Annotated in this window: 6 protein-coding genes and 2 pseudogenes; 2 read left to right on the plus strand and 6 right to left on the minus strand. The window is 43.9% G+C overall.

Annotation, left to right across the window (positions count from 1 at the left end; all coding sequences use genetic code 11):
* Positions 1 to 304 precede the first annotated feature (304 nt).
* Positions 305 to 1340 (plus strand): annotated as a pseudogene (locus IM322_RS10060) (IS1380 family transposase); the annotation flags it as partial.
* Positions 1341 to 1707: 367 nt separating this feature from the next.
* On the opposite strand, the gene IM322_RS10065 reads toward IM322_RS10060, so the two are convergent.
* On the minus strand, positions 1708 to 2259 hold the full coding sequence (locus tag IM322_RS10065) for a TolB family protein (RefSeq protein WP_287674145.1): 552 nt from the start codon (positions 2257 to 2259) through the stop codon (positions 1708 to 1710).
* Entirely contained in the window at positions 2243 to 2524 is a 282-nt protein-coding gene (gene pedR / locus IM322_RS10070; protein ID WP_002754772.1) for a photosynthetic electron transport-dependent transcriptional regulator PedR, read from the minus strand. The genes IM322_RS10065 and pedR overlap by 17 nt, the downstream gene beginning before the upstream one ends.
* A gap of 504 nt (positions 2525 to 3028) precedes the next feature.
* Between pedR and hisA the strand changes: the two genes are divergently transcribed.
* Positions 3029 to 3790 (plus strand): 1-(5-phosphoribosyl)-5-[(5-phosphoribosylamino)methylideneamino]imidazole-4-carboxamide isomerase, encoded by a 762-nt coding sequence (gene hisA / locus IM322_RS10075; RefSeq protein ID WP_147073784.1) that lies wholly within the window; start codon positions 3029 to 3031, stop codon positions 3788 to 3790.
* Here hisA and IM322_RS10080 read toward each other — a convergent pair.
* The 4 genes and pseudogenes from IM322_RS10080 to IM322_RS10095 all read right to left on the minus strand — a co-directional run.
* Entirely contained in the window at positions 3787 to 5556 is a 1770-nt protein-coding gene (locus IM322_RS10080) for a beta-barrel domain-containing protein (protein ID WP_287674149.1), read from the minus strand. The genes hisA and IM322_RS10080 overlap by 4 nt on opposite strands.
* Positions 5557 to 5645: 89 nt before the next feature.
* Positions 5646 to 8639 carry a peptidase domain-containing ABC transporter gene (locus IM322_RS10085; protein WP_287674151.1) on the minus strand — a complete coding sequence of 998 codons (2994 nt, stop codon included), beginning with the start codon at positions 8637 to 8639 and terminating at the stop codon, positions 5646 to 5648.
* A gap of 76 nt (positions 8640 to 8715) precedes the next feature.
* The gene (locus tag IM322_RS10090) at positions 8716 to 9477 is read right to left on the minus strand and encodes a peptidylprolyl isomerase (protein WP_287674153.1); all 762 of its coding nucleotides are present in this window, start codon (positions 9475 to 9477) and stop codon (positions 8716 to 8718) included.
* 369 nt (positions 9478 to 9846) lie between these two features.
* A pseudogene (locus IM322_RS10095) lies at positions 9847 to 9970 on the minus strand (IS630-like element ISMae26 family transposase); the annotation flags it as partial.

The raw sequence follows: 9970 nt of genomic DNA on the forward strand, positions 1-9970 counted from the left end.
AACTCTTTAATTCTTTTTTCATTTTCTGATAACATTGAATTATTCCTCCCATCGAGATATATTCTGAATTGTCAGTTATAACTATTATAATCTCATTTCTCTTTGTGATCAAGTTGAAGATTTTCTAGTTGTTGACATCTACAAGTATTAATACTCATTGCATAAGTGAGATGCTCCCGTTGCTCTGGAGTCATTTTTGTCTTTTCCCCACTCTTTTCTCTATCCCATACCCAATTGATGCTTTTGTCAAGTAGTTTATTTGTTCTTCAGCTTTGACTTGCTCCCAATAGAACTCTTACCTGAAAAACTGGAAAAAGCTTTCGTTGATATTTTTTTCCAGTCTTATCAAAAACCGCCAAAAAGTCTGATTTTAGACCTGGATGTGACAGATGACCAAGTCCATGGTAACCAAGAAGGAGCGTTCTTCAATAAGTATTATCGAGGAGTATGTTACGCCCCTTTATACATTTTCTGTGGTCATCACCTATTAGTAGCTAAACTGAGGTCTTCTAATGTAGACCCAGCGGAGGGAGCCTTAGAAGAATTACAGCGAGTTATCGGTCTAATCCGAGAAAACTGGCCAGATACCCACATCCTAGTTCGTGCAGATAGTGCTTATGGTCGTGAAGAGATAATGAAATTCTGTGAGGATGAGCAAAAAGTAGATTATGTAATAGCTATGGCAACTAATAACCAATTAAAGTTGAGAGCTTTAGATACAATTGAGAAAGCCAAAAAGGATTATGAACAAAGACTTGAACCAGTTGTTGAATTAATGGAGTCCCTTTTGGCGAAGAATGAAGAGTTAGAAGAAGTTCCTTCTTTAGTGCCGAACTCGACTTGGTGGGAGCTCTCTGTGCTACCGAACCGAAAAGTCATGGAGTTGTCAAAGGAGAGTAGTAACTAAAGTTTGTTATGGAAGTGAGGGCTTAAAAATTCGTCATGTTGTCACTTCTTTACCTGCATCTAAAATTCCTCCCTCGAAACTTTATACAGATAAATATTGTCCGAGGGGAGAGATGGAAAATCGACTTAAAGAACAACAACTAGATTTATTTGCTGACCGAACTTCAGCCCAGACTTTTGCCAGTAATCAACTCAGACTCTGGTTGTCTTCAATGGCTTATGTTTTGATGCAGGCTTTTCGTCAACATTGTTTAGCTAAAACCTCTATGGCTAAAGCTACAGTAGGAACCATTCGTCTTAATCTCCTCAAATTGGGAGCCAGGATAACAATTAGCGTGAGACGAATTTTAATCGCTATTGCTAGTTCTTGCCCTTATCAAGATATCTGGTCAGAAGCTTATTCGAGAATTCAAGCTCTTTCGGACACTGGATAAGTCTAAAGGTCTGAAAAATAACTAAACTAAATATTTGGATAAATGGCTGCTGAAAAATTCCGTCAGATCGGGGCTGCAAAATTTTCCTAATTGACTCAAGTTTTTCCGTGCGTGAGCAACTTTTTAGCTAATTTGGTTAAATTTTTACGCCGCAAATTTACAATTTTCTCTTATTTTAAAATAATCTCAACTTTTAACTTCCAAATTAGGTTCTTTCCTCAGTTTGTGAGAAATGCGGGATAACCGTCAGCCATAAAAGCGGCCCCTCCTTCATTCAGGAGATTATTTTTATTTATTCTCCTCTCCCATCTCCCCCGCAACGCGCACGAAGTGGTCTCCCCACACCCTTCTCCCTTCTCCCCCAATACTATCGGGACGGGGAAGAATTGATCGGGGGTAAAGAAGGAGAAATTTCGCCACCTCGATCGAATATTTCCAGATTCCATTGACCAAAACGATTACTTTCAAAAGCAATAAAACGACCGTTCCCACTAATCGTCGGACGACGCACTTCTCCTAAAATATTTTCGGTGAGATTTTTTGCTTGCAGAGTTTGTCGATCATAAATATATATATCGGGTTTACCGGACTGTTCCGACACATAAACAATATAGCGACCATCGGCACTAATATCCGGTTGATCTTGATAGGTTTTTGCTTGATTTAACCCCGGCAGGGGAACTAAACGATTAGCCACTCGATCGAATAAATAAATCGTTCGTTGTCCCATGCGATCGGAGGCAAAGACCAGATAACGACCATCGTAGTTAAAACGGGGATTATCTTCAGAGGAAGGGGTATTTAAAGTATTTCCTAAAAGCTGTTGGGGAGGGGTGACAAAACCCGCATCACTACATCCCCCCAGACTGATGATATTAACCGCAAGAAAAAGTCCAAGAAGTTTAGGAAACCTGATCATCGGTCGGCACTGGGGAAGGAAGGATACAACAATTAATATCATCAAGACAAACTTTACCCCAATGCAATGCCCAACGCACCAATTCCACCCGATTATCGGTTTTTGTTTTTGTCAAGATATTACTAATATGATTATCAACGGTACGCTTGCTAATCTCTAGCTTTTCCGAGATTTCTTGATTAGTTAAACCATTAGCCACTAAATCGAGTATTTCTAGCTCTCGATCGGATAATGAAGCGGCTGTTTGAAACTTCCCAGCAGACATAAGTATAATTCCTCTCGTATATGTACTTATCATTCTAGAAGAATTTTTCCCCTAGGAATCGATAATCAGTAATCAGTGATCAGTAAACAGTAATCAGTGAAAAGACAGCACTGTTACTGCCATTTGATGATGCACACTTAATACATACTGCTCACTTAATACTCAAAACCTGACAGGGGGACAAGCTGGCTGAACTCCTTACAGCACAAGCTTTTTGGGGTGTTCGAGCGAAAAAGTTCGATGCAGCTCACCCCCCGTTGTTGACAAAGATTTCTAGTAAGCTCGCCCAAATCCCTGATTCTCTCGTTAGCTTTTTGGCTGAAAGCGATGTATCTGTTTGTAACTGAGGAGCCTCAAAACCTTTATGGACAATGCTTTGAGAGGTCTTGTTCCCCTGTCAGACTCAAAACTGATCACTGATCACTGATCACTGATCACTGATTCAAGGCTGACGGCTGGTACTATATAATGAAAAACGCTCCTTAGTTAGATATTGAGAAAAACATGGAAGTTATCCCCGCTATTGATATTCTCGATGGCAAATGTGTGCGACTTTATCAGGGAGATTACCAACAATCGCAGGTTTTTAACGATAATCCCGCAATAGTGGCGCGAGAATGGGTCAATCAGGGGGCAACCAGATTACATTTAGTTGATTTGGATGGAGCCAAAGAGGGTAAATCGGTTAATTTGTCAACCATTGAAACAATTCTTAATGATATTGCCATTCCCGTACAGGTGGGGGGTGGACTGCGAGATCTAGAAACGGTGAGTAATCTCCTAAAAATCGGGGTAGAAAAGGCGATTTTAGGGACAGTAGCCGTAGAAAAGCCAGAATTAGTCAGCGAACTTTGTCAAAGCTTTCCGGGGCAAATAATTGTCGGTATTGATGCTCGCGATGGCAAAGTAGCCACCCGGGGTTGGTTAGAAACTTCCGAGGTAGAGGCGATCGCTCTTGGTCAAGATATGGCAAAAAGAGGAGCCAGTACGATTATATACACTGATATTCATCGAGATGGCACCCTTTCTGGCCCTAATCTCGCCGCTTTGCGAGAATTAGCCGAATCTGTCGAGATTCCCGTGATCGCCTCTGGGGGCATTAGTTCCCTGACGGACCTACTGAGTTTATTGTCTTTGGAACCTTTAGGAGTAACGGGAGTAATCGTGGGCCGCGCCCTTTATACCGGTGCAGTTAACCTCTCGGAAGCGATTAGTGCGATCGGATCGGGCCGTTGGCAGGATCTACCCCCGAATTTTTTCGCTTAACGGACTTGTTTGAGAGTATCCACCTGTTTATTGAACATATCGGTAAATAGTCCCAAAACGGTGCGATTTTCATTGACTTTGATGTTAACACTCACAGACATCCCCGATTGCAGCGGCAAAGTGGATTTATCTTTCAAAACTAACTCTTGACTGTTCAAGCTTACCCGGACAGGGAACCGATAAAAACGGTGATTTTCATCGGGAGGTAAAGCATCGGAACCGATCGAGATTACTTCTCCCTTAATATCGCCGTATTCACTGTAAGAAAAGGAATCAATGCGAATATCGGCTTTTTGTCCCACGCGCACAAAACCGATGTCTTGGTTAGTCACATCCACCTCTGCCACTAAACAACCTTTAGCGGCATCTTTGATCTGGGTGGGACAGCCATCGGGAACAAGTTTTAATAATGCTTCCGCTTGACTTGGTTGGGGAACAAACCCGGGCCGCGCCTTGAGATCAAAGACCACACCATCAATCGGGGCGGTAATTTTTTGATATTTAATCGTCTGTTGTGCTTGACTAATTTGACTATCTAACTCAGCAATGCGCTTGTTGTTATCAATGATAATGCGACTGATCTGACTATCGATTTCAGCGATCCGTTTGTAATTGTCCGCCATTTTATCGCGCACATCTTTTTCCGTGATTACCGTGGTATTAATCAGCTTTTCTTGCGCTTGGGAGATCAACAGGAAATAACGCTTTTCTTCCTGTTCCAAGCGGGAAATTTCGGCGATGCGGGTTTGTACTTCTTTCTCTTGTTTTTCTCGATCGATTTCGCCGTTAGCCTCTTGCTGCTGCAGTTCATTCTGGCGATCAGTTACCGATTGTTTTTGTTTATTAATCTGATAACGGGCGACCGCTCCTTCATCCCCCAAGGGTTCAATATCTTTGAGAATATTACGCTCGATATCCAAGCTTTCTTGGCCCTGTTTCATCGAATTGGCATTACGAGTCTTAATTTCTTCTAAGACGAAGCGATCATTGATTAATTGCGAGCGGGCATCGGCCAACTGTACCCTGGTTTGGGCCAATTGTTTTTCTAATTGTTCCATTTCCAATCTAGCGGCCGCTTGTCGAGAATTGGATTCCCGTCGGGCAGCCCCTAAACGGGCTAATTGATCCCCTTGTAAAGCAGAGCTAGAAGCACCTTCACTGACCTGTGCTTGATAAAGTTGATTTTCCGCCACTAAAGCGGCACGATTACGGGCTAAATCGGCGATTTCACTCGGTAATTTTAATTGAGCGATCGAACTCTCCACTTGTGCCGGTGTCAGATCCTGCGCCATTAACAGACGATAGAATTGATTTTCCTTCTCGGCACTGGCGCGAATTTTTCTCAAGGATTCTAACTGCGCTTGCGAGGCACTGGAATCCATTAAAACCAGTACATCACCTTTGTTAACTCGATCGCCGTCTTTAACTTTAACTTCCTGTACTACCCCATTCACCGGTGCTTGTACTTCTTGGACTTTGCCCTGGGGTTTAAGTTGTCCTTGAGCGCCGACCACCTGCTCGATTTTGGCGAGCGCTGACCAAATTAAAGCGGCAGTGGTGACACTCATTAATGTCCAGATAATCGTCCGCGACCAAATGGGCGATTGTTTCAGGATCACCGATTGTTCTGGTGGGCTGAAAGTGGGTAAAGAAGGGGTAATACTTTTATTTTTCGTGGTAGTGGCCACCTTTTTACCCGCTTGGGTCAGTTCATCGCTTTTAGCGTTGCTGTTGCCGTTTTGACCGTTGTTAGAATTACCGTTCATGGGGATTCTCCTATATTTATTTTTTCAGTAATCAGTGAACCGATAACCGTTTACTGATAACTGATAACTGATAACTGACGACTGACTGACTAGATTTGCGAATCCTGTTGTTTATAGAGGGTATAGTAAAGGCCTTTTTTGGCCATTAATTCCTCGTGGGTGCCTTCCTCCGCTACTGTCCCTTTATCCATCATGACAATAATATCGGCGGATTTGATCGAAGCTAAACGATGGGTAATAAAGAAGACCGTATGATCCTTGAAAACTTCTTTGAGATTGATGCACACTTGCCGTTCGGTGTTATAGTCGAGGGCGCTGGTGGCTTCATCAAGAATGAGAATTTGCGGTCTTTGCAGGACGGAACGAGCGATCGCAACCCGTTGTCGTTGTCCCCCCGATAGGGATGCCCCCCGTTCACCGACGCGGGTATTATAGCCATTGGGCAGGGTCATAATAAATTCGTGGGCCGCCGCCGTTTTCGCTGCCGAGACAATTTCCTCCACAGTCGCATCGGGGTTAGTCAGGGCGATATTTTCCTGTACCGTACCGTCAAATAATAGGGTTTCTTGGGGAACCATGCCGATTTGACGACGCAGGGAATAGAGTTCCACTTTGTTGATATCATAGCCGTCGATGAGAATCCGTCCCGATTCTGGTTCGTAGAGACGGGCTAATAGTTTAGTGATGGTACTTTTCCCAGCACCACTTTCTCCCACCAAAGCGACAAAAGTACCGGCGGGGAATTCTAAGTTGACGTTGTATAGTTGCAGAGGTCCGTGGGGATTGAAGCGGAAAGCGAGGTTTTCGTAGGTGACAGTGCCTTTAATTAAGGGCATGGGGATGTTTTGGCGATCGAGTTCCGCTTCTTGGGGAGTATCGACGATATCGGCTAATCTTTCCAGGGATAAGCCGGTTTCTTGGAAGTTTTGCCAGAGTTGGGTCAAACGCAGAATCGGCGAGGTAACGTAGGAAGCGATAATCCGGAAGGCGATTAATTGACCAAGAGTGAGTTGTCCGTCTAAAACTAGGGCTGCTCCCACCCAAAGCACTAATAAACCCGATAATTGGTTAAAGAAGTGACTAAAGGAACCGGCCAAAGTTGAGGTCATTACCGTTTGAAAACCTTCGGCCACATAGCGCGCATAACGTTCTTGCCACTGCCAACGGGAACGCAATTCGATATTCTGTGCTTTCACCGTTTGAATTCCCGTCATTACCTCCACCAGATAGGATTGGGTTTCGGCGTTTCGTTCGGCTTTTGCGCGCAGTTGTCGCCGCACGATCGGTGCGAAAATAGCTGTGGAGAGAACTAAAATCGGCACGACTCCCAGGGCCCAGAAGGTTAGGATCGGGCTATAGATCAACATAACCACGATGTAGATAACCGAGAAAATGGCATCTAACACCACCGTTAGGGCTGTACCCGTTAAAAATTGCCGAATATTCTCTAATTCGTTGATTCTTGTCGAAATTTCACCCACAGGCCGCCGTTCAAAGTATTTCAGGGGTAAGCGCAGCAGGTGATCGATAATTTCTGAACCGAGGGTCATGTCGATGCGGTTAGTGGTATCGACAAAAAGGGAAGTTCTCAAAAAGGTTAAAATTCCCTCAAAAACGGCAATTACTAACAGGAAAACCCCGAGGGTATTCAAGGTTTCCGGGCTATTCTGCACGATCACTTTATCGATGATCACCTGAATCATCAAGGGATTGGCCAGGGCAAATAACTGCACGAAGAAAGAAGCGATAAAAACTTCTATTAAGACTCGTTTATGTTTCTTGACAGAAGGCCAAAACCATGATAGGCCAAAACGCTGTTGCTGGGTGTGTTTGGTGGGTTTGAGCAGAATCACTTCCCCTTTTTCGCCCCAAGATTCCAGAAATTCGCTGGTTTTGCGTTTAATTATCCCCCTTTTGGGAACAGCGATCGTGGTTTCCCGTTGATTAATTTCGTAGAGGATAACGATGCTGTCTTGCCAGCGAATTAGGGCAGGAGGGTTGATATTGGGCAAGGAAGAAGCATTTAGGGGTACTAATTGGCTATGGAGTCCCACTACCTCGGCCACAGCCCCACACAGGGGCAGGGAAAGGCTGCCGGTTCTTTGCAGTTGATCCCCTAGGATGCGTTGGATCACGTCCTTGCGAAAGGGGATATTAAAATATTTGCAGAGCATCTGAAAACAGGCACTCACCGCCTCTAGTTCCGTTTTTCCCCCGAAAAAAGCATAGGATTTGCGGTTTTTCTCGACAGTTTTTTCAAGGTCTATATCGCTGGTGATGTCGCTGATTCTTCCTTGGGGGATATCTAATACCTGGGTGGGTTTATTTCCCTTGATCACTTGGGTTTCTAGGATATCATCCGTTTCTGTTTCCGCAGCCGCTTCGGTTTCAACTGTCAAGAATTCATCTAACTGGTCGCAACGCGCTCGCTCCGCGAGATCGGAGGAAAGACCTAATAAGCGCGTGTTAGTCGGATTGTTCTGGGTGATAACTGTGCCGATAGGATAATTATCGGTATTTTCGCTGACTAACCAGAGATAATCATCGTTAATCTGGTTGTAGGACACACAAGCTTTGTTTAAAAGAGCCTGAGCAATTTCTTTCAGGTCTCCCCCACCCCAGGCCTGTTGATTAAGATAGGAGCCTAGGAGAGCATAAACTTCAGCGATCGAGGTTTCTTTAAAGAAATATTGCTTAAATTCCGGGTAATTTTTGATTAAAGACCAAAAATCCTCTTGTTTTAAGGTTAAACAGATCGTGACTTCCGAAGAAGCGATCACCGTTTCACAGGGGGTAGCGCGCAGAAGACTGATCCACCCGAATAAATCCCCCGGCTGTAATTTAGCCAAAGTGACCGGCAGCGGATTGTTAACCCTAGCATCGTAACCCAAAAGTCTGGCCTCTCCCTCGTAGAGAAAGACGAGGTGGGAGGGTAAGCGATCGCACTTGAGGATCGCATTGCCCATCTCATAGCGAAAGGGTTGTAATTTCTGGCCGAGGGAACGTCTAACCTCGACGGGCAGGCGATCGAAGGGCTGTACGGTCTCCAGAAAGGCGGTAAAATCTAAAGTGGTATAACTCATTGGCTAGGCGAAAATTGACTAGGTTGGCAAATAATTAGGCGAAAAGACTAGGTTTACCCAGTGTTGCAAGGAAATGCTATATAATCGATACCTGCTCGCTATTGACTGGGTTTGATTCGGAGATAAATTTCACTGTTTGTATTTGAGCCGTTAACCATTGTTGGAATAAATCATTGCGTAAGCGTTGACGGGTGGGAGGATCCAGTTCACAGGATAAATATTTTTCCAGTCGGACAATCACGACCCATTCTCCCACTTGCGTCGGTGGCCACAGTTGTCCCGGTTTACTTGCCTTGAGAATTTGCCCGATCTGGGGATGGGGGGCGCTCAGTTCCACCGGTCCGATTAGTCCTCCGGTTTCCGCTTCTGCTCCTTGGGAGTATTTTTTAGCTAGTTCAGCGAAGGTATTTTCTCGATCCTGTATCCGGAAAAATATTTCCTGGGCAATGCCGATATTTTTTGTCCGAATCAGGGAATAAACCACCTTATCCAATTGATTTTTGACTTGCAAGAAGTAGGATTCTACTTTGTTATCCCAAGTCTCCTGTTTAAATTTTTCCAATTTAATGTCCCGAAGAATTAGATATTCTAGTTGCTCGGAATCCATCCCGTTTTGTTGTAACCAGGATTTCATTTGTTCATCGTTGGCAATTTGATTATTTTGATAGAAACGGGAATAGGCGGCGTTTCTTTCTTCGGGATTGCAGGTAATATTGGCGATCGCTTGCTCGATAATTACTTCCCGGATTAACTGGGGTAACATACCATATTTTGCCAAAAGAGGCAAGACCTGTGACTGGTTAATTTTTTGGTCGCCGATTTCAATAATTGAACTCATAATAAATACATTTTCCTCTCAGAAATGTTTAAAACTATCAACTCTAGGAGCTTCTAAATTTTATTGAGGTGATTATACGTCAAAACAGCAATTTTAAGGCACTCCCCTCTATTTTAATTTTAGTTTTCCCCGTGAAAGCCGAAAATTACAGAAATTAAAGAAATAAGTCGTTCATCTCGGCGGGGGTGGTGAGGGGAAGTGATCTGGGTTCGGCCGATAGGCCCGCCCAAAATGCTGCTCAGAAAGCCCTAATTAGGGTCTGCTGAAAAAGTACGGGCGAAGCATTCGGATAGAAAATCTACGGTTTCACCGATAGGTTAAGCTAAACGGCTTTTACTTCGGATCACCGATATATAGCAATTCTCTAACTTATGAGGTACAGTAGCAACAGTGAGTAAACCAATTGCGAATATCTTTTTGAGTAACTTGTAACATAGCCGATTCAATCCCTTCTATTAAGTCTTTGTAAGTTCTCGCCTTCAGTTTTCTTAAC

Origin of the sequence: Microcystis sp. M109S1 (genome assembly GCF_020247025.1) — a bacterium.
Lineage (GTDB): Bacteria > Cyanobacteriota > Cyanobacteriia > Cyanobacteriales > Microcystaceae > Microcystis.

Excerpts from the sequence above, each read along its gene's own strand:
- IM322_RS10065 (WP_287674145.1), bottom strand. The coding sequence starts at position 2,259 with ATGATCAGGTTTCCTAAACTTCTTGGACTTTTTCTTGCGGTTAATATC.
- pedR (WP_002754772.1), bottom strand. The coding sequence starts at position 2,524 with ATGTCTGCTGGGAAGTTTCAAACAGCCGCTTCATTATCCGATCGAGAG.
- hisA (WP_147073784.1), top strand. The coding sequence starts at position 3,029 with ATGGAAGTTATCCCCGCTATTGATATTCTCGATGGCAAATGTGTGCGA.
- IM322_RS10080 (WP_287674149.1), bottom strand. The coding sequence starts at position 5,556 with ATGAACGGTAATTCTAACAACGGTCAAAACGGCAACAGCAACGCTAAA.
- IM322_RS10085 (WP_287674151.1), bottom strand. The coding sequence starts at position 8,639 with ATGAGTTATACCACTTTAGATTTTACCGCCTTTCTGGAGACCGTACAG.
- IM322_RS10090 (WP_287674153.1), bottom strand. The coding sequence starts at position 9,477 with ATGAGTTCAATTATTGAAATCGGCGACCAAAAAATTAACCAGTCACAG.